At 35.3% G+C, this 19,553-nt stretch carries 19 protein-coding genes and 1 pseudogene; 2 read left to right on the forward strand and 18 right to left on the reverse strand.

What is annotated here, in order from left to right; all coding sequences use genetic code 11:
• Nucleotides 1–503 precede the first annotated feature (503 nt).
• From HUW50_RS22445 to HUW50_RS22495, 11 genes are all read right to left on the reverse strand, one after another.
• Nucleotides 504–944, reverse strand: a complete 441-nt coding sequence (locus HUW50_RS22445) for an SUKH-4 family immunity protein (RefSeq protein ID WP_311774057.1) — start codon at nt 942–944, stop codon at nt 504–506.
• Between the two features lie 15 nt (nt 945–959).
• A complete protein-coding gene (locus HUW50_RS22450; RefSeq protein WP_185654101.1) occupies nt 960–1,481 on the reverse strand; it encodes a SecY-interacting protein Syd in 522 nt (173 codons plus the stop codon).
• A gap of 302 nt (nt 1,482–1,783) precedes the next feature.
• The gene (locus HUW50_RS22455) at nt 1,784–2,233 is read right to left on the reverse strand and encodes an SMI1/KNR4 family protein (protein ID WP_185653326.1); all 450 of its coding nucleotides are present in this window, start codon (nt 2,231–2,233) and stop codon (nt 1,784–1,786) included.
• A gap of 356 nt (nt 2,234–2,589) precedes the next feature.
• Nucleotides 2,590–2,925 carry a tRNA-Val4 gene (locus HUW50_RS22460; protein ID WP_185654102.1) on the reverse strand — a complete coding sequence of 112 codons (336 nt, stop codon included), beginning with the start codon at nt 2,923–2,925 and terminating at the stop codon, nt 2,590–2,592.
• A gap of 22 nt (nt 2,926–2,947) precedes the next feature.
• Nucleotides 2,948–4,741: a T7SS effector LXG polymorphic toxin gene (locus tag HUW50_RS22465; protein WP_185653327.1), complete on the reverse strand. Its 1,794-nt coding sequence runs from the start codon at nt 4,739–4,741 to the stop codon at nt 2,948–2,950.
• Nucleotides 4,742–4,885: 144 nt separating this feature from the next.
• Nucleotides 4,886–5,401: a YkvA family protein gene (locus tag HUW50_RS22470; protein ID WP_185653328.1), complete on the reverse strand. Its 516-nt coding sequence runs from the start codon at nt 5,399–5,401 to the stop codon at nt 4,886–4,888.
• A 710-nt stretch (nt 5,402–6,111) separates the two neighbouring features.
• On the reverse strand, nt 6,112–7,545 hold the full coding sequence (locus HUW50_RS22475) for a DHA2 family efflux MFS transporter permease subunit (RefSeq protein WP_185653329.1): 1,434 nt from the start codon (nt 7,543–7,545) through the stop codon (nt 6,112–6,114).
• Between the two features lie 39 nt (nt 7,546–7,584).
• Complete coding sequence (gene nfsA, locus HUW50_RS22480) at nt 7,585–8,325, reverse strand: oxygen-insensitive NADPH nitroreductase (protein ID WP_185653330.1); 741 nt, start codon at nt 8,323–8,325, stop codon at nt 7,585–7,587.
• Between the two features lie 41 nt (nt 8,326–8,366).
• Nucleotides 8,367–9,686 (reverse strand): NtaA/DmoA family FMN-dependent monooxygenase, encoded by a 1,320-nt coding sequence (locus HUW50_RS22485; protein ID WP_185653331.1) that lies wholly within the window; start codon nt 9,684–9,686, stop codon nt 8,367–8,369.
• Between the two features lie 198 nt (nt 9,687–9,884).
• Nucleotides 9,885–10,310, reverse strand: coding sequence for a MarR family winged helix-turn-helix transcriptional regulator (locus HUW50_RS22490; RefSeq protein ID WP_185653332.1), 426 nt, complete (start codon nt 10,308–10,310; stop codon nt 9,885–9,887).
• Between the two features lie 417 nt (nt 10,311–10,727).
• On the reverse strand, nt 10,728–11,087 hold the full coding sequence (locus tag HUW50_RS22495) for a winged helix-turn-helix transcriptional regulator (protein ID WP_185653333.1): 360 nt from the start codon (nt 11,085–11,087) through the stop codon (nt 10,728–10,730).
• A gap of 226 nt (nt 11,088–11,313) precedes the next feature.
• Between HUW50_RS22495 and HUW50_RS22500 the strand changes: the two genes are divergently transcribed.
• Nucleotides 11,314–12,060: an NADPH-dependent F420 reductase gene (locus HUW50_RS22500; protein ID WP_185653334.1), complete on the forward strand. Its 747-nt coding sequence runs from the start codon at nt 11,314–11,316 to the stop codon at nt 12,058–12,060.
• Nucleotides 12,061–12,313: 253 nt separating this feature from the next.
• Here the strand turns inward: HUW50_RS22500 and HUW50_RS22505 are convergent.
• Nucleotides 12,314–12,514: pseudogene (locus HUW50_RS22505) on the reverse strand (HIT family protein); the annotation flags it as partial.
• A 539-nt stretch (nt 12,515–13,053) separates the two neighbouring features.
• On the opposite strand from HUW50_RS22505, the gene HUW50_RS22510 reads away from it, so the two are divergent.
• Nucleotides 13,054–13,926, forward strand: coding sequence for an amidohydrolase family protein (locus tag HUW50_RS22510; RefSeq protein ID WP_066332833.1), 873 nt, complete (start codon nt 13,054–13,056; stop codon nt 13,924–13,926).
• Between the two features lie 76 nt (nt 13,927–14,002).
• Here HUW50_RS22510 and HUW50_RS22515 read toward each other — a convergent pair whose 3' ends face one another.
• The 6 genes from HUW50_RS22515 to HUW50_RS22540 form a co-directional block, all read right to left on the reverse strand.
• Nucleotides 14,003–14,170 carry a hypothetical protein gene (locus HUW50_RS22515; protein ID WP_157094395.1) on the reverse strand — a complete coding sequence of 56 codons (168 nt, stop codon included), beginning with the start codon at nt 14,168–14,170 and terminating at the stop codon, nt 14,003–14,005.
• 60 nt (nt 14,171–14,230) lie between these two features.
• Complete coding sequence (locus tag HUW50_RS22520) at nt 14,231–14,899, reverse strand: DNA alkylation repair protein (RefSeq protein ID WP_066332837.1); 669 nt, start codon at nt 14,897–14,899, stop codon at nt 14,231–14,233.
• A gap of 279 nt (nt 14,900–15,178) precedes the next feature.
• Nucleotides 15,179–15,499 (reverse strand): DUF4367 domain-containing protein, encoded by a 321-nt coding sequence (locus HUW50_RS22525; protein WP_185653335.1) that lies wholly within the window; start codon nt 15,497–15,499, stop codon nt 15,179–15,181.
• Nucleotides 15,500–15,703: 204 nt separating this feature from the next.
• Nucleotides 15,704–16,915 carry an MFS transporter gene (locus tag HUW50_RS22530; RefSeq protein WP_185653336.1) on the reverse strand — a complete coding sequence of 404 codons (1,212 nt, stop codon included), beginning with the start codon at nt 16,913–16,915 and terminating at the stop codon, nt 15,704–15,706.
• A 778-nt stretch (nt 16,916–17,693) separates the two neighbouring features.
• Nucleotides 17,694–18,161 carry a hypothetical protein gene (locus HUW50_RS22535; RefSeq protein ID WP_185654103.1) on the reverse strand — a complete coding sequence of 156 codons (468 nt, stop codon included), beginning with the start codon at nt 18,159–18,161 and terminating at the stop codon, nt 17,694–17,696.
• Between the two features lie 80 nt (nt 18,162–18,241).
• Nucleotides 18,242–19,264, reverse strand: a complete 1,023-nt coding sequence (locus tag HUW50_RS22540; RefSeq protein WP_185654104.1) for a DUF3231 family protein — start codon at nt 19,262–19,264, stop codon at nt 18,242–18,244.
• Nucleotides 19,265–19,553: the final 289 nt, after the last annotated feature.

Here is a 19,553-nt window from a genome sequence, read left to right on the forward strand (position 1 = left end):
TTGATCAGCCACTCCAGAAGAAAGCTATTATCTCTTTAACATTTTTTGATTTTTAGTTTTACGATTGATCATCTATTTCTGGATTATTCTCACTATTAGGGTTAAAAGCTTTTTCTTTTTGTTGTTGTTTTTCTTTTTATTTTCTTTTTCTTTTTGCCCACGTATCATAGAACGACGCATGAAAGCACCGTCTACTTAAACACATTTGGTTTCTATATTCTGTTATTAACTCCAGTAGCTGATGAAGTTAGCGTAAAGGTAGTAGATCGCTAGGATCAGGATCTTATGATACTCACCAGACTTTTCAACTAAGAAATCTTTGGTTGTACTAATTATCGGAAAAGCATAAACTAAAAAAGACTGTTCGGTGCTCGAACACCAAACAGTCATGCAATAACTAGGTTCCCCTCAAAGGGTCAGCGTTGTTGGGGCAATAACTCACCCTATCGCGCTGGTTATGCTCAAGGGTGGGTTAGTTGTAGCACTATTTCACTTAGTGTATTTTATTCACTAAAGCTACTAAGTTCCTCTTCCCAGAACCCACCTTGAGTTAAAGATATAGCATCAATTTGGAGAAGGCTTTTGGAAACCCAATCTAACAATTCTTTAGATGCGTTTTTTTCGAGATATGCTCTTCTCCCATTATTAGCTTTTATCTTTTTTATAAATTCTACATAGACAAGCAAGGACTCCGCAAACGTTACTATTGTAGAATTTATTTGTGCAACATTGTTTTCATTATCATAATCAATATATACGACCTCTGAAGTTGATTCATTAATATACACTGGATATCCATTTCCGGTATATCCCATATATATGAATCTATCACACATTTTTCCTAAACTATTATTTTGTTCACTAAGTCTAATCCCCCCTCCATTGGTAGATGATTCGAATGTCAGAAAATGTGTAGTATACAGAAAAAAGAAATTTGAAAGTATTTCCTAATTAAAATATTACATTTTTAATCTTAAGTTTACAATTAATTCCTGTATATTTTCAGCAACAACATCGAAAGAACCTTTTTCAAAATCTTCTAAGTGAACTCTTCCACTACTGTTCTCAATAACTACCAACAACCCATTCCCCTCAATTCCAATAGGTATATTCTTTAACCTATCCCCATGATTTAATTTATATCCCTCTATTGACTCTCTGACGGAATTTATTTCAGTATTCGGTAGAACAGGTTCTAATTTAATATAATGTTTTTTGAAAAATCCATCTAAGTCAGTAAACCAATACGAGTTAAAATAATCTATTATTGAACTATGCAAGGTTATTTCAAATTCCTCTTCTAATTTTTTAAAATCTATAGAAACATTCATTTCTACAGGCATCCATGAGATATATTCGTCCTCATCAACTTCACCTTCATAAATAATTGAATTATCATCTTCATTAGTTACTGGTGTTTTAAATAAAAAATCTAAACCTTCATCAGCTACGTCTTTCCTGATCTGAAAATATTTTTCCATTGCTTCTTTAGTAGTCAAAAATATCACCCTATTCCACCCTTGTAATGAAATCTCCTACGGATTTCTTTATTAACTTCCTGCATTGTAGTTAAATCTTCATGAGATGATCCCCTGTATTTTCATCCGATTTTGGACATATCCCGTATTACTCTCACTTTCTATATACAAAAAAGAGTGATAGTTTATTAAACTAACACCCATAAGGTTAACATCTTTATTTTTAGAGTTCATCTATGCTTGCTAATTTGCTTTTTAGAATTAATAATTCAAGTATGTCATATACACCTCAACTCGCAATTGTTTTATTCTTCATCCTCATAAAATAAATCACCCAAAAATTCATTGATATCATTTGCTAGAAAATACATATTACTCATATCATCAGGGTTTTCTGATTCTTGCTCATGATCCCAAAAATAAATATTATCGTAATAAGTATCTTTTGTTCCTAAGCATACAGTATTACCAGCTGGATCATCTGCAATTGGAATAAATTCACTTGGTAATCTTTCATTCATTATATCTATAAAGTCTGTTAAATTATCGTACATATCACCGATTCCATAAAACACATTTAATACACTTGGACCTTGTTCATCCGATATTTTAAATAAATTAGGTTTTACTTTTCCTCCATTCCATTTTAGTAAAAACTTCTTATAAAGCTCTGTTAATTTAACATCATTTTCACTTTCGAATTGTACTATTTGTTCTAATGAAAGATTATGATTTGAACCAAAAATTTCCGCCATATAAACCCTCCTAATTATTTCCTATTTATGGCGCTAACTCCACCAGTAAGCTTTGGAGTGATATTTCAATTGGGCTGAAAATGTTTGTTATTTACAGTTAATTCATTAATCAAGTACTCGTCATAAATTAAAACATACAAAGACACAAAAAAGACAGATGAATCATCTGCCTTTCTTTAAACTATTGAGTTGCAGTTCATCATGTATATAGCAACTAATTGTGTTCCTTGTTACGTTTTAGTAGAGTCCCAGAGGACATATACTATAAAAATGGACTTTAATCTTACCTACATTTCAAATATCATTTCCCATAAATATCTGAAGTGTAAGAAACTATGATGAAAAGGATAAAAACTTCAATTTTCAACACTTTCTTTAATTTTATTTTTCCAAACTAATAAGAGTTCTTTAAATTCTTTAGTTTCTATTTTTTGAATATATGGTTCTTCATTTCTAAAAAAGTGTTCAATCTCTGTCTCATCTTTTTTTATAAGAACGCTTGTTGCATTTAGTTGAATTTCAAAGTCTTCATAAGAACCATTTAAGACATTTTCAATATCATCAATATACTCTTCTGCCTCTGTTTCAGTAGTAATATCTTCGATAAAATCTGAAAAAAGACAAATTTCTTCCGGTAATATTATTCTATATACATCAAATGGATCCTTCTTAAATTGAAAAAAATATTTCATAAACTCTTTTTCTCCTATAAGTTTATTTTTTATATAAGGGATATGCTGTTGCAATCGTTCCATCCTTGTTTAGATACATTTCTATTTTAATTCCAGTTGAAGAGATGCCCAAGTATTTATTTGGACCAATTTGTTTTTTATTATTAAAGGCATCCTCAATTGCTACTAGCACTTGAACACGATCCCATTCTTTAGGAAAGAAACTTGAAGTTGCTTTCTTCCTAATTCCATTAATTTCAACCTTCGCTTTATAAACTCCGTTTTTATCAGGTATAGATTCACTTCCAGGAATAATCTTACCGCCCATCATACTCTCATGATGATAACCTACAGCTTTTCCATGTCTATTAATCTCTCCATGATAAATATGTTTCATTGTACCTGTTGTATATTTACCATCACTAATACCAACACCACTAAAAGAAAACTTTGACAAAACCCTATCAAAAACCTTCTTAACCGCTTCAGTATCCATCACTTTAAACGGGATCTTTGTGCCTTCACCAATTAAACTGTAAGCCAAATTGTTATGATCATTCATTTCATTCAACAATACATAAATCCCGCCTCTTACCTCACCAACAACATAATTCACTTGTGATTTTGTCTTCGTAGTTAGTTCATGTGCTTTATCAATTGTCTTCTCAAGAACAAGATTCCTATCTTGTAAACTCGGTGTTTTTGGCGCACGCACAATCGGCTTCGCTCCACCTGCTAGAATACTAGCTAACCCTATACTACTTAACCAGTGCTCTTTTGAAAAGCTTTCTTCTGGGTTTATTGCTCCATTTCCTAGGTCAAGAGTTCCCATGCTTATGTAATTGACAAAGTCATAGGGGGAATTCATTGCGACATGGGCTCTGTCTTCCATCCCTTGATACATAGTTTTAGCTGTGTCAAATGATCCTATAGTTAGATAATTTCCAAAGTCGTAGACTGAATCAAATTTCTTTGCGTTCCGTGCTTCTAGGCCATCCCAAAAGTCGTTCCCGATTTCTTTGAAGCTATGTACCGTTTTTTCAATCGGGTTTAATTTTGCAAATTCTGCTTTTTCCCTTTCTCTAGCTTCGATCTCAGCTTCTATTTCTGCTTGTTTCTTTCGGACCTCTTCTTGGTTCTTTTTGTAGGCTAGATAATTTATTGTTTGTTGTTCAGCCTGTGCTTTTAATTGATACACATCACTTGCTTTATAGGCTGCTGAATTGAAATGAATCGGCGAGATCGTGTTACCTTGACGAGATGCTTCAATTAATTGCTGAAAAAGAGTGATGACGTATTGCTCATCGCCTTCTGATAACTTGTATTCTGATGTTAAATCTTGATCAAGTTGATAGACAGCATCAATGGTGTCTTTTCGGTCTTTATCTGCTTTTTCAATATGGTCCTCAAAGCTATTAGTTGAATAGGGATTAAGGGGTATGAGGTCATCAATTCCATTAAATATCCTTTGTAGCTCATCCTGCTGACTTGCGACCATATCCTTTTGGTTTCTTATGTGATGCGCCAGTTCATCTTCAAGAAATGGAAGGTGGACTACTGTATTTCCCGATAGGTCTTTATCTTCTGTACTTCCTTGAATTCCATTAAAAAAAACGATGTGTCGATCTGTAAGACGGAGCCAGGCTTCTATAACATCGATTTGGGCTTGGTAAAAGTTCTTGATGGCATCAGCTCCCTTGCCTTGGAACTGGTCATCTAGATTGACGATGTCATTGCATTTTCGTTTTACCTGTTCAAGCTGCTCTCTTAGATTTTTATATCCTTGTGATCGATCTTTCATTGTATGTATAAATGATTTTGTATCCAATACTTTCAAAACGTCCTTTGCACCTCCTTTTGCTTTCTCTATTCCAAGATTATCCTGTATATTTAAACTCCAATAAAACGTTAAAGTTCTTACTACAAATCCAAGAAAATAAAGTCTGTTTCCTAGTACCTTGGAAACAGACTCATAATATCATTATCTACCTAGTTTATTATCAATCTCAGTTGTATCTACATTCTCGCCAAATAAATCTTTTAGTTTATTTTTGGCTAGCATTTTAATTTCATCATCCACATATAAAGCTACTTGAACTAAAGCGAATATTAAAACACTTAAGTCATCAGCATATCCTACACCAACTGCTAAGTCGGGTATAATATCTAGAGGTAAAATAAAGTAACCTAAAGCCCCAACAATGGTTGCTTTAACTTTTAATGGTACATCTGGCTTTTGAAGTGTGTAATAAAGTAATAGAACCGCGTAGACTACAGAAGTTCCAGCTCTTTTAGAAAATTTTTGAACCTTAGTCCAAAACTTTTCCTCTGAAAAATGCTCTTCGTGTTGATTTATATCTTCAGCATTCAGTTTTTCTGCTTCATCTTTTAAATCAGCAACTCGTTCTTCTTCAATTTCAATTTCGCCGACTTCATCAATATTAGGTGAGGATATTTTGACTAGATCTGTTTTCTTCTTAAATAGATTTTTTAACATGAAATCACTCCAAGGATTAGTAAATTACAAATACATTTTACACCATAATTATCCATTTATCATCTTTTAATTTAAAACACTAGTATTTCAAATAAATTAATTGTAATTGCTTACATTTGTCTTTTCCTCTACTAACTTTTATAGATTATATACTTCTCCGATCAAGATACACTTTTAGATACACCTATTACACGATAATAATCTATAAACTTATTCATCTACTCACTCCAACGTATTTCCTATTAAGGCTTTAAATAGATTAGAATCTCTACTCTATTAGCTATAATATATAAAGACGTTTTACCATAAATATACATTATTTTTTAGTAATATTATTGGTAATTCACTTAATGTTAAACGTCTATAATCAAGTGCAATTGCAATGTAGTTTCGGCGGGCCCTGTCCGTTAGTTTTTTATCTATTTTTTTATAAAGTCACCTGATAATAAAGTCTATGTTGCACAGTATGTGTCAAATACAAAAAACGATCACTACAAAGTGATCGCTGTTAAAATGTATATATCGTAACCAGTATCCTTGTACTGTGCAATAGCGCTGCTTTCCATTAACAACACTTTGTCAAATAAAAGGATTATATTATGGAAAAAGACATAGAATTTCATCTATGTCACTAAGGTTTCGTAATTAAATACACAGGGTCAACTTATATATTATTTTACTAAGTAACCCTGTTGTTATTCATGAAAACATCAATGTGCCGAATATCGCTCCTCGTGATTGATTACGCGGCGAATGAAGAATGCTATAATCAAGCCAATTAATGCTATGATCATCGTAAACCAAAACACGTTTTGTGATCCTGCTGTCATCGCTTTTGCTATTTCGTTCAGCCTAGTCGGATCTGAGGAGCCGTGCAAGTATTTCTCCATACCACCCGTAAGGGTGCTAACTGCTACAGCAATTCCAATCGCGCCTGCCACCTGCTGCAGTGTGTTTAAGACTGCCGTGCCATGCGGGTATAACTCCGGCGGCAATTGATTTAGCCCGTTCGTTTGAGCTGGCATCCATACCATGCCTATCCCAACCATGAGACCGATATGCAATACCACGATAAATGCCACTGAAGAAGCAGGAGATAGTGTAGTAAAGAACCATAACATGATTGAAACGATCACGAGTCCGGGAATTACGAGCCATTTTGGCCCATATTTATCGAACAAATGCCCCATTCGCGGGGAGAGGATACCGTTCAAAGCGCTGCCCGGCAAAAGCATGAGTCCCGCAGTGAACACAGACAACCCTGCACCCGTTTGCAGAAACATCGGCAGAATAATCATACTCGACATAATAATCATCATACATGACAGTACCAGAAGCAGCCCAACGACATACATCGGATACTTGAAAACGCTAAGGTTCATCATCGGATCATTCATTAAGATTTGGCGCAGTACGAATAGCATCAGCGCGACAAGCCCAACAATGATTGAAGTGAGCACAACTAAACTGCCCCATCCTTCAGATCCTTCGCCTGCTTTACTGAAACCGAAGACAACTCCTCCAAAGCCAATTGTTGACAGTGCGACAGACAGCAGATCTACCCGGGGCTTCGTTACATCGGTGACATTTTCCAAGTACTTCAGTCCTATCAACAACCCAATAATCAGGAATGGTAACGAGAACCAGAAGATATAATGCCATGTAAAATACTCTATTAATAGACCACCTATGGTAGGACCGGTTGCTGGCGCAAACATGATAACAAGTCCGACAAACCCCATTGCCGCCCCCCGCTTCTCAGGTGGATAGATGACAAGAATGGTATTGAACAAGAGTGGGAGCAACAAGCCCATGCCTACAGCCTGTAAAACTCGTGCGAACATTAACATTTCAAAATTGAACGCAAGCGCAGCAATCAACGTACCAACGATTAGGCTGATGAGAGAACCTGTGAACATCTGCCTTGTCGTAAACATCTGCAGCAACAACCCGCTCATTGGCATTAAAATGCCTAGAGTCAACAAGAACCCAGTTGTTAACCACTGTGCGGTTGCTGCCGAAATTTGGAAAACTTCCATTAGATTAGTCATTGCAATATTGAGGGCAGTTTCGCTGAACATGCCGACGAAACCGCAGATAAGCAGCGATGCCATAATGGCACGCGTATTGTATTGATTCTTCATTTTATATCTCCTCGTAAATCAATTTTAAGTAATATCAGATTATTTTTTAGCAAATCCTTGTTTGTTTAAATACTCAAGCATAAAGGGTAGTCTGCTTCTATCAAGATGATCCTCAATGTGATCTTTCCATCCCTTTACTTTCTTAACTGTGAAAGGCGCTTTAACAGGACGATTTTGGTAATATTCACGCATCTGTTCGTCATAAGTTGCTAATTTTTCTTCATCTAGTGGTTGATACTGATTATCAAACATGACCATCGATTGAGGTAAACGTGGTTTTAGTCCAGGCTTCTCTCCAGCAGGATGTCCTATGCATAGCCCTACTAAAGGAATCACAAACTTTGGTAAATTTAATACCTCGGTTAATTCTGTAATATTAGCTCTTACTCCACCGATATAGACACCACCGAGTCCCATTGATTCTGCTGCAGTTAAAGCATTTTGAGCCATTAGCCCAGCATCGAATGTACCTATTAAAAGGTATTCAATATAGTCAAGGTTTACCTTGGGTGCAATTTCATTATTTCTGTTAAAATCTGCACAAAAAATCCAAAACTCTGCTGCTTCTTCAATATAAGGTTGATTTACAGAGAGTTGCATCACTTTTTTTCGTAGTTCTGGATCTGTAATTCTAATGATAGAAACCACTTGTAGTAGACTAAATGATGAAGTTTGATTAGCTGCCTTAAAGATTGCATCTCGTTGTTCCTCTGTCAGTGGTTGATTTGTAAAAGAACGAATGGATGTATGATTATGAAGCAATTCAAGGGTATTATTCATTTGAATCCTCTCCTCTATTAATTATTGTTATCTTTCAGCCTTCAGTATTGGTAAGGAACTCCCATATTCTCGCGCAGTGTTTTTCCTTCATATTCCCTGTGGAACAAACCGCGGTCCTGCAAAATTGGGACAACCAGCTCCACAAAATCAGCAACTCCATCATAGGCTATATCCGGAACAACCGAGAAGCCATCACATGCACCAGCCAAAAACCATTCTTCCAGGAAGTCGGCAACTTGTATAGGGGTGCCGGCAACTACTGGATGATAGTTAATGACTCCGTGGGCAAGAACGTCTCGAATGGATAGCCTTTTTTTCAGCAGCTCTAAAGCTCTGTGGGAGCGTGGATCCATTGGGTTGGCATATGCCTTTTTCAACATGTCAGTTGCTAAAGGTTGATCAATATCTACCGAGTGCACCGATAGTGGTAAACCAACCATGGAACCAAGGTATCTTACCCTACTTGGAATCTCTTCAGGATTAAAACTCATAAGCTGTCTTCGCCGTTCTAAAGCTTCTTCTTCAGTTGAACCTATGGAAAACATAAAACCTGCATACATCTTGATATCATCGGGATTTCGGCCAAAATGAGCTGCACTTTGTTGGAGCGCTTGCCTATGTTCACGAGCAGACTCAATGTCATAAGGGTTAGCATAGACACCAGAAGCGTACCTCCCCGCTAATTCCAACCCTTCCTGCCCTCCTCCTGCCTGGAAAATAACTGGCTGACCTTGCTCAGAGGGCGGTATAGGCAAAGGACCACGAGATGCATAATATTGCCCTTGAAGATTTATAGGCTGAATTTTGTCCATGTCGGCAAATTTTCCTCCTTCTGCATCTAACGTCCACGCGTCTTGTTCCCAACTCCCCCATAATGCTTGAACAATTTGTATACTTTCATGAGCCTTGTCATATCTTTCTTTGCGATTGGCAACTTGAGTGCCAAAATTTGCTGCCGCTAATGGCTCGGATGTGGTGACCGCATTCCAGCCTACACGTCCATTACTTATAACATCGAGTGCTTTGAATTGACGTGCTATGTTGTATGGATAATTAAATGTCGTTGATAGTGTAGCAACAAGACCAATATGTTTCGTTTCTCTAGCTACAGCCATTAGTGCTAACATAGGATCCATTGGGAACATAGGAGTCTGAGAACCTAAGTCGACGGTTAATGCTGGGGTATCGGCGATAAAGATCATTTGAAATTTTCCTTTTTCAGCTATTTTAGCTCGCTCTACATAACTATCCGTATTTGTGTAGGCTGCTGGGTCGGTACCAGGCATTCTCCAAGCGCTGAATTCAGCTCCGTATCCAGAAACCATTTGTAATGCTAGTTGAAGCTCTTTTCTTTTTTCCATGTATCTCTTCTCCTTTATTTTAAAATAGCTCCAAGTAACAAATGAGCCGTAGTATATTACAGTAGATTTGAAAGTCAGAAAATATTTAGCTTGCTAACTAATTTAGTGGATTTTATAACCTTTTTACGATATAGAAACTATTTATATTTAGGTTGTTAAACAAATAGTTAGCATGCTAACTATCAACATAGAGAAAACTTAGAACAAGTTTCTCTCCATGCGCTTCATTAGTTCTCTTAAGATTAAGAGTTCTTCCGGTGAGATTGAATGGAGTAATTTTGCTTGCTGCTGTTTCCATTTGAGATCAACTGGTTCCTCTAATTTTTTTCCTTTGTCCGTTAGATAAATTCGCATTACCCTTGCATCTTGTTCATCACGTTTTCGATATATGAATCCATTTAGCTCCAGCGATTTAACCATATTTGTTACCGTAGGCGGTTCGCATTTTAAATGTTCACATAGTTGCATTTGTGTTATTCCATCACCTAACCACAAACGAGCGAGTAATCTATCCTGACCTACATGAAGATTAAGTTCTCTTAGATTTTCGCTATAGTCTCTGCGCATTTTGGATGATACTTTATCTAATGACTCACGAATATCGCATCCAACCTTATCGTTCATAGATATGCCCTCCACTACTGAATTTTACTTAGCAAGCTAACTTTATCACAGTTAAAATTTAGTTGTCCATCTAACTTAAGAAACCTACTCTCATTTTATCAGGCTGAATTTATCTAGAACCTACGACAAAAGGATGGATCTATGCATCCACATCATCTGTTAAACACTGAAATGTCCGGATACTGTAAATTACACCGTTTGGCCTATCAACTTGTTGTATGGAGTAATTTTGTTACAGACTCTAGAATAAAACCAATTCTCAATTTTTAAAAGAGGGCAATAAAAGTTGCCATAGTACATTTTTTTGTACCTAATAGCTTGGTTATAAAAAAAAGCTGCCGCAATGACAGCCTCGACCTTAAACCATTTAGTTTTGAATTAGGGGTAACTGGTAACCGATGAATGTGAGAGCTTTGGTTAGTCTGCGTGCTCCCCAAACTTCTTCCCGAACTCTTCCATCAAATCAATAATAGGGATTAATTCTTCCCCTTTTGAGGTTAGTGAATACTCAACACGAGGAGGAACCTCTGGAAAAACTTTGCGATTAATTAAACCATCTGTTTCCAGTTCTCGAAGTTGCTTTGTAAGAGAACCTTGTGAAATATCCCATAAAAAGGCTTTAATTTCACTATAGCGACGCTCTTTGGTCTTTAAATACCATAGAATTACATATTTCCAACGTCCGGAGAGGATATTTTGGGTATAGGCAATGCCATAAAATTCTCTTTGTTCCTTTATACACTCTTTATCAAATCCATCCTTACATATCCTAGACACCTACTTCACCTGCTTTCTACTGTTAAGTACAAAAAAATGTACTACGTCATTTTTTATTGCCTACTTTAAAAAGATGGGAAATGATTTTATTCTAGTATATGTAACAGAAATACTCAATACGTTTTTACTATCGATTGAATATATATTTACCGTTTGATAAACATTTGATTATGTAACTTTAGCAAGAGTAATTCTTTTATATACAAATTCTTTAGGAGGAACAATCATGAGATTTGGAATTATCGGTGCAGGACCAATTGGGTCAATCATTTCTAAAAAATTAGTTAAGAATGGACATGATGTCAAAATTGCAGATGCACGAGGAATTGAACGTTTAGAAGGAAAAGAGTTTGCTGGAACAGCTGTACTTGTAGAGGATGCAATTAAAAATATTGAAGTTCTTATAATATCTCTCCCTATAAAGGCACTGCCAAGCATTCGGAACATTATCGATCAAGTCGGGGAGGAAGTAATTATTGTAGATACTTCAAATTATTATCCTTTTAGAGACGGTAAAATTGAAGAAATAGAGAACGGGATGGTTGAAAGTGTTTGGGTTTCAAATCAATTTGGCAGACCTATCATAAAAGCTTTCAACAACTTATTAGCCTACACTTTAGAACATGAAGGAAAATCCGAGGATTCTAGTGGACGAATCACAATGGCAGTTGCTGGTAATAACCAATCACAAAAACAAGTAGTCATGGACATAGTATCCGATCTAGGCTTCGACGCAGTAGATAATGGTTCTTTAACTGACTCTTGGAGACAACAGCCAGGAACTCCTGCTTACTGCACAGAGCTAACAAAAAATGATCTTAAGGAAGCGTTGAAAAAGGCAAATAAAGAAAAAGCACCATTACTACGAGACAAGGTGATGGAACGGTTTGCAGAGCTCTTTGCAGAAAAAAAGCAAGGGGAATTATCACATAAGGATATTGTAAATATAAACAGAGAAATATACAATTCGTAAAAACAAAGGTGCGCTCATTAAAGCGTACCTTTTTGTATACCACCCCGATTGGCTAAAATATTTTCTTTCATAAAGCATCTAAATTAGGAGTTCTTTATTGCGCAGTATACGTCAAATACGAAAAACGATCACTAAAAAAGTGATCGCCTTAAAACTTTTATATAGTTACCAGTATATTTGTACTGCGCAACAAATAGATCTGTTGTTTTTCATTTTTCTTGTTAAACATAATCCCCCCGTTAGCACAAGAAGATTATGTTTGTATCTTTAACTTTCCCCTTTTATTATCAGGCTGTTTTAACCAATAACAAACACCCTTACCTGCTAATGGCTCATCATTGTATCTTGGTATAACGTGAAAATGACAATGGAATATTTCTTGGTTTGAGACCTTTCCAGCATTCCAACCAAGTGTGTATCCATCAGGAGAGTATTTACCATCCAGTATTTCTTCCACATAGGTTTGGCTATTTTATCTCAATTGTTTCAAATTTGGGATTCTTTAGTTCTTTACTAATGTCCATTAATTCTATCCCCTTCTTATTCATCTCAACGAACTCAGCTCGTTACTTCAATAAAACAGCCACTTATCCTGCTTAGATCAGTAGCTGCTCTTCTTTCATTAAGTACACTATTCACAATTTATCTTGCAATTGATGTAAAAACGATATTACCCTTTAAATGATACCCCTTCTTCTACTAAACGACCCTATACTTTAAGTGAAAATCTTCACAAAGTCCTCTAAATTAGAAGTATGCTTAATTCGCAGTATGTGTCAAATACGAAAGGCGACCACTTTTATAATGATCGCCTTAGTTCATTATTATCTTGGTTACAAGTATTCTTGTACTACGCATTAAACGAAAATTTTCTTATTAGACCTGATCCGGTTTGTGGTAACTTGAGTAGGAATGTGATAGGATTTATATAATTCTAAATATTTAAATTTTTGAATTTTTAATCTTAATAGGAAAGGACGACTGAGATTACAAATGATTATTGATTGCCATTTCCATGTTGATGAAACGATGTTAGCGCTAGAAAAAATGATTGAAGAGATGGATAAAAACAATGTTGAGAAAACCGCATTAATTCCACCTTTTAATGAAACCATGTATGAAAAAGAAAGTACATACCAGGATAACCTACACCGCTTATTCCGCTTTTTTATCATGAATTTCCCCAAAATAGGCTTTAAGATTTATGACGGATTAGTTAAAGATGGTTACTTTAAAGTAAATGGAAGCTTTAAGATACTTACCGAGCCAAATAATGACATTGTAGCAAATGCGATAAAACGCTATCCTGATCGTTTTCTAGGCTGGGCTGCCGTTAACCCAACTGTTCCAGAATCTGTAGAGACGTTAGAGACATACCTTAACCTAACTGGTTTTATTGGAGTAAAAGCCCATCCATTTATGCATAAGTATAGTATTAAAGAACTCGATTCCGTTGGAGCCTTATGCCAAAACAGAGACATCCCAATGATTATTCATCTATCTTCAGAACCAAATTCCTACAAATACTTACCTGACAAATATCCCAATCTCAAAGTTATTTATGCTCATGCAGGACTTCCTTTTTGGAAAAGCCTGTGGCAATATGCAAAGGAAAAACCCAATGTTTACGTGGACACATCAAGTGATTACCTTACCTCCTCTATCGTAAGAAATGTAGTTCAGGCACTTGGGTATCGCAAAGTATTGTATGGCTGCGATGGACCATATGGAATGAAAAAGTTTAATGAGTACGATTACTCGGATAAAAGAAGTTGGGTTGATTCTTTAGACATTCCAGGGGAACATAAGGAATTTATTCTAGGGAAGACTTTTATGGACTTAATTAAGAGGACTGACACCCGTTAATTTTAGTGAAATTCTTCACTAAGTCCTCTAAAACAGAAGTTGTTTATTGCGCAATAATCGTCAAATGAACAACAACTTATTGAATCAAATACTTTTTATGCTGCTCTCGCTTTCGCTCATGAGTAATCTTTGCATATCTAAGTGTCGTAACTGGTGAACTATGTCCTAAGAGCTCCTGAATCGCGACCAATTCAGCACGAGTTGTTTTCTTTATTTTTCGGTCCAAGCCTATTACAATTTTCATATTGAGGCTTTGAATTCCTTTATTTTTTGCATTAAACCCTAATAAATTTTTCAGAGATATCTATTTATTATGTCGTTTGTTAACTTCAATTGTAATGAACTCCGGCAAATAGCTGGGAGTACATCCTTTTGCTACTATTTCATCTTTGTAAAGACCCGTTTTCTCACCAAGTTTAATACAACGTACACGATTCTTTTCATCATAAACGCCTATCCAGCCTGCGGTGAAATTCATAGCCCATTGAACTTCCGGTTCTTCCTGCGTAATATTAGCTTCTAATGCAGATAGCAAGTATGCGGTGTTATCAGGCGGTGTTTGTCCAGTCCATCTCAATCGCCCTTGATAATACCAGAAAGCTCGCCTTTGAAGAGCAGAAGGACTATTTTCCCATGACTCCATCAATGCAATTTTTTTCTTGTCTTTGGTGAGCTGATTAGCCATTAACCAATCCATTAAGTTATTTCGCTCATCAAAAGTGTGAGTCTGCATATCCTTATCAAGCTTATTTAGCACATCTTGTGAAAGAAGTTTTTTGTCCATAATTAAGATTGCTAATAGTCTGGGCAAAAACTCTTCGGTTGACCAAAGTTCCATAGCTAGTTCGTGATCTTTTTTAATGTCCTTCGCGATTTTTCGTAAGTCGCCTAGCTTAGTTTTACTATTGATCTGAGCTAGAATGTTTTCTACTTTTGAAGAGCGTTTTATTTCTATATCTTTTTTTTCATCCATTTTAGACAACTCCTTTATTAAAGCACTGTTTCATAATATGTCCTTGACGGGATATATCAAGAACTTAATTTCGTTATAAGTCTTATTGCAGTGGTGTGTCTCCAAAGTTAATATTGTAGTATATATCGTATTAAAGCTTTCTCCATCTATAATAGAAGAGCAACCATCTTTAATATAATAATAACATTTACTTCCTTTTAATTGGATACGAAAAGAGCATTCCTTTTTAAAGAAACGCACCCGTTAGTTAAACAATATCTTAAATTCATTCCTATTCGATCATTTAGCTATATTAATCATCTGTTCTTCTGTCAGTGTTAAACTATCCATTTCTAAGTAAGGATCTTTTTGAACCCAACGCAAAATTCCACCAACAGGATTTTCGTTATTTTTTGAAGCTTTAAATGCTGAAAAATACCCCTTATAGCCATTTATATTTACTGCCTTATCATTCACCATATTTTCCGAATGACCAAAAGCTTTCTTTTCGCCAATTCCAAACATTAAACGTTTATTATTTTTCTCCATATAATGGAGCCTGAAATCCGTTATATATTCTTTCTCATTCCAAGGGTATGTTTTGTGATGTTCAGAGTCCAATCGGTCGGTATTCCTTGAGGAGCAAGGACCTTAAAATCAATTTTCTTCTTCAACTTTGGAATGGAGATTGTATTGTGATTATATAAAATAGCTTTTATCTTCTTTTTCTATATACAAATCCAAAAAAGTCCCATATGAGTATTCGTTACTCCAAATCCTTATATATCTTATTCTTTCCAATCCTTTAAATCAGTATATATACAATTATGAATAATTGTTATCCTCGTGCACCGACTGAATGAGGGTTATTTTTTCCTTTGACCGATTAATGATTAGATGTACGACCATTAAAAGAAATGCGGTACTAACCAGTATACTTGGAATGATGAAAATACGAGGTTGGTAGCCGGACATTAGAAATGGTAGCAAATAGCCAATCAAAGCAGCTGTCTGGGATAAGAAAACGTATAAACTTGATCCAAATCCAATGCGTGTATTAAACATACGCTGTACATACCCCATTGCAACCCCATACAAAACAGAGACGAAAAAGGAATATAGGGGCTGTACGAGAAAAAATACCCAAAGTGGCGGATTTATAGAGTACACTAAATAAGTCGTTAGAGCACATAAACTGCTGATAATGATGACAATTTTACTCCCGAATTTGTTTGCCCAATATCCTGCAGCCGTCATAAACATTAATTCAAAAACGGCCTGAACACTCCACAAGTAGGACATTAACTGAGGTTCTTCAAACAATTGTACAACAACGAGAGGCAAATAAAGCCCCCTTAATGCGTCGGCACATGCAAGCAAAAGTAGAGCAAATAGCATAACAAGAGAGAATGATTCACTTTTATCACTAGATAAGGGTGCTGGTGCCTCATGCTCTTTGTAAAATAAAAGAACAACAAATAATGTAGCGTATCCTAAAAAATTCCCCCAAAGAACACTTTTGAAATCACCGAATATAAATAAATTCGCTCCTATTAGCAATCCAGTAAAAAAACCTACACTTAACGTAGCACGAAGCCAGATTTGAGCCATTTCATAAATATAAGGAGCAAGGGTCATAAAATGATTACGAGCCATTGCAAAAAACTGGCCCATTATGAGTCCTGAAGGTGCAACAGCAAAAACCATACCAATAAGCGTTACCATATAGGTTGACGCATTTATATAAATAAGTAGTCCTGTCATACAAAGAATGCAGGCGAAAATTGGTAGAGGTTTCTTCCGCTTGATTTTGTCACTGATAATACCTATCCCAATGGTTGTAATCATGTTTAGCAATAACGAAATGGAAAAAATTGAAGCGATCTCGAATTTTGATAAACCTATTCCATTACGCATGTAGACTGCGTTCATCGGGGCCAATATTCCCGTCCCAATGCCATACAAAAACATACCTACTAGGAGAATCCACGAACTTTTGATTTTTAGAAATTGTTTAAAATCAGTTATTACTACCATATTATTTAGCACCTCCTTATCAAATTTGGAATACCGTGTATATTAATTTCAATGTTAAGATGGGAAATACCTTTAAGAATATTCATCGAAAAAAATGACTAGGAAACTGATTTCCTAATCATTCTTAACCCTTCCCCCATCTCTATAGATGCAGTTATATTTATGTAAAATGAATCTTTGTAAATGAAAAAGTTTTAGTTAGTTCATTTAGTAGGCTTCTCCATTTTTTAGAGCATTTTTTCGAATGAAAGATTTAGCCGGATCGCTGCAGGCACATAACGCATCAATATAGCGGTAGACACTTTGAGAATATGGATCTCAAGTTCATTCCCAATTGTTTGGCAGTCATTCGTTTTTAGCAACCATAAAATTGCGAGCATATTATTAGCCTTGGACATACTACACCTTTTAAAGACAAAATAGAAAAAATGTTGCCATCATTATCTCATAAATCATAAGGGTATTTTCGTACAGCCCTTCGAGAAATCAAGATTATTGTTGTTCGACAATCTTGCCCGAATGTTGAGTGTAACTAAGATGGTTATTTATTTAGTCCAAAGAGGAACTATTTTTTCATAAAATAAGGATTTTAAACGAAGTTTATTTTTTAGAAAATAGATATTAATGTTATTTATTTTTACTGTTTTGTATTGTATTTCTACTTACATATTTTCTCCTCCTTAATTTGAACTTATTTCTCAAGATCTCTTCATTTCCCTTCTTGAAGTAACGCACCCGTTGCACAATAAGAAAGTGTACTTTCACAACTCTCCTTGGTTTAATTTTGTACTCTTTGGTCATACTGACTTTTTATGAAAAATTTCAAAAACAAACCAACAATCATTCCTGGAATCACACACAGCATCGGAAGCCAAACAGGTCCAAATAATATTCCAAATATCGTAAAGTTTGAAGAATAAATACAACCAACTGTAACGAAATAAGCAGCAAACACAAAGGGAAGAAAAGAATACCTTTCTTTTCCTCCTCCTGCATCTTTCCAGGCATCCCACATCGCATAGAAATACAAACAAGGGTAAAACATCAACCATTGATAATCGGCATGTAAAATCGCTTTTTCAATTTCTCCATGAAAACTGAATATAATCACTTTATTGAAATTACCTTGAACATTAATTAGAAATTCTAAAAACACAAACACGATACCTTTTATTGGTTTACCATTTAGAAATTGACCGAATCCTGGGAGTGCAATACTCCATAACAACGCTTCTTTACCGTTCACCACATTATTCTATTCCTTTTCAAAATTCTTTTTCGACCAGCTTTCAATTGGAAGTTGTTCAAGCTGTTCCAATTGTATACTTAAACTCTGTCATACGCTTTTGGAGGTGATTCCAACCAACCTTTATTAATTAAAATATTCATACCATCTTCAACAAATAGGCCTATGTTAATAAGAGTTCTTACATACAACATATCTATATCTCTTCTTGCAGTTACTGCCAATGAGTTTCCGAATGACCTTACCTTCATTGCGAACATGTCCACTTTATGAAACAGCATTATTTTATCGGAAAAAGGAGGATATGTAGATGTTGTAACCAAATGGTCTAGGTACGATGGTGATTGAATGTGTTCAATGTGCATTTTTTCCTTATACTGCTTTACAGCTTTATCAGTCATATCTAAACCTCTTTTAAACAAAACCTTTATCTTTTCATCTTGAACTATCTGACAAAATCCCAATAATAATGCCTTACTTGTTGTGTTATTCTCAATGTTATCATATAGATGAATGATTTCTAACGCCTGTAATGGTCGAACATTTCCAAAAAATCCATTTAAGTAAGTTTGTTTATCAATTTTATCAATTCCTTCTGGTATTGGAATGATAGGAGGTGTTGCAATGAATTTTTTTCCCATTAAAACATTATTAATTTGCCCTAAAAGGACGGTAGCACATTGATTACAATAAATAAAAAACTCCCTTATATCCTCCCTCATTACCAATGGAACTGCTACTGCGTAAAGGCTCATACCTGCCTTAGCAGCATATTTTAAATAATGAACGTAAAATTCATCTGCGTATAAACGGGGAGCACCCAGATTTACATCATCTTTAGTAAATCCCATAGGCATAGGGAAATTCTCTTTTTTAAAAAATCCTTCTATCCTCTTTATGAAATCCTTTGATAAGGCTAAACCATTTTCCAATAGCAACCTAATATCTTCATCATCACAATGTTGAAGAAAATAACTTAAGATTTGAATTGACATACTGTTTCCCATATAGGTAGCCCAAAGTTTCCCCATTTCAAAAGTCGTTAAAGGTTGGGTCTCATCTGATATTTTTGGATTTAATTTTAGTGGTTTCATCACATTCATTGGATTTAATTCTTTATCGGCATATTCCACAAAACAACCTCCTAATTTACTACGTCAAAGAATAATATTCCCTGGAATAGGAAAATGTATGAATGAACAACCTATACAATACGTCAAATGAAAAGGGGTCTTAGCTAATTACTAGCTAAGACCCTTTTTGTTTATCTCCTTCAATTTTCAACATATCTATTTTCACATCACTTCTTACACTAACCTGCGTCGTTAGTGGAAGAAGAAAAAATGCTCTACCCCTTATTGAAGTAAAGCACCCGTTACTTTAAGTACAATA

Source organism: Metabacillus sp. KUDC1714 (assembly GCF_014217835.1).
GTDB lineage: Bacteria > Bacillota > Bacilli > Bacillales > Bacillaceae > Metabacillus > Metabacillus rhizosphaerae.

Bases quoted from the DNA above. Each gene is read 5' to 3' on its own strand.
- HUW50_RS22450 (WP_185654101.1), bottom strand. From the start codon at position 1,481: ATGGAAAAATATTTTCAGATCAGGAAAGACGTAGCTGATGAAGGTTTA.
- HUW50_RS22455 (WP_185653326.1), bottom strand. From the start codon at position 2,233: ATGGCGGAAATTTTTGGTTCAAATCATAATCTTTCATTAGAACAAATA.
- HUW50_RS22460 (WP_185654102.1), bottom strand. From the start codon at position 2,925: ATGAAATATTTTTTTCAATTTAAGAAGGATCCATTTGATGTATATAGA.
- HUW50_RS22470 (WP_185653328.1), bottom strand. From the start codon at position 5,401: ATGTTAAAAAATCTATTTAAGAAGAAAACAGATCTAGTCAAAATATCC.
- HUW50_RS22475 (WP_185653329.1), bottom strand. From the start codon at position 7,545: ATGAAGAATCAATACAATACGCGTGCCATTATGGCATCGCTGCTTATC.
- nfsA (WP_185653330.1), bottom strand. From the start codon at position 8,325: ATGAATAATACCCTTGAATTGCTTCATAATCATACATCCATTCGTTCT.
- HUW50_RS22485 (WP_185653331.1), bottom strand. From the start codon at position 9,686: ATGGAAAAAAGAAAAGAGCTTCAACTAGCATTACAAATGGTTTCTGGA.
- HUW50_RS22490 (WP_185653332.1), bottom strand. From the start codon at position 10,310: ATGAACGATAAGGTTGGATGCGATATTCGTGAGTCATTAGATAAAGTA.
- HUW50_RS22500 (WP_185653334.1), top strand. From the start codon at position 11,314: ATGAGATTTGGAATTATCGGTGCAGGACCAATTGGGTCAATCATTTCT.
- HUW50_RS22510 (WP_066332833.1), top strand. From the start codon at position 13,054: ATGATTATTGATTGCCATTTCCATGTTGATGAAACGATGTTAGCGCTA.
- HUW50_RS22515 (WP_157094395.1), bottom strand. From the start codon at position 14,170: ATGAAAATTGTAATAGGCTTGGACCGAAAAATAAAGAAAACAACTCGT.
- HUW50_RS22520 (WP_066332837.1), bottom strand. From the start codon at position 14,899: ATGGATGAAAAAAAAGATATAGAAATAAAACGCTCTTCAAAAGTAGAA.
- HUW50_RS22530 (WP_185653336.1), bottom strand. From the start codon at position 16,915: ATGGTAGTAATAACTGATTTTAAACAATTTCTAAAAATCAAAAGTTCG.
- HUW50_RS22540 (WP_185654104.1), bottom strand. From the start codon at position 19,264: ATGAATGTGATGAAACCACTAAAATTAAATCCAAAAATATCAGATGAG.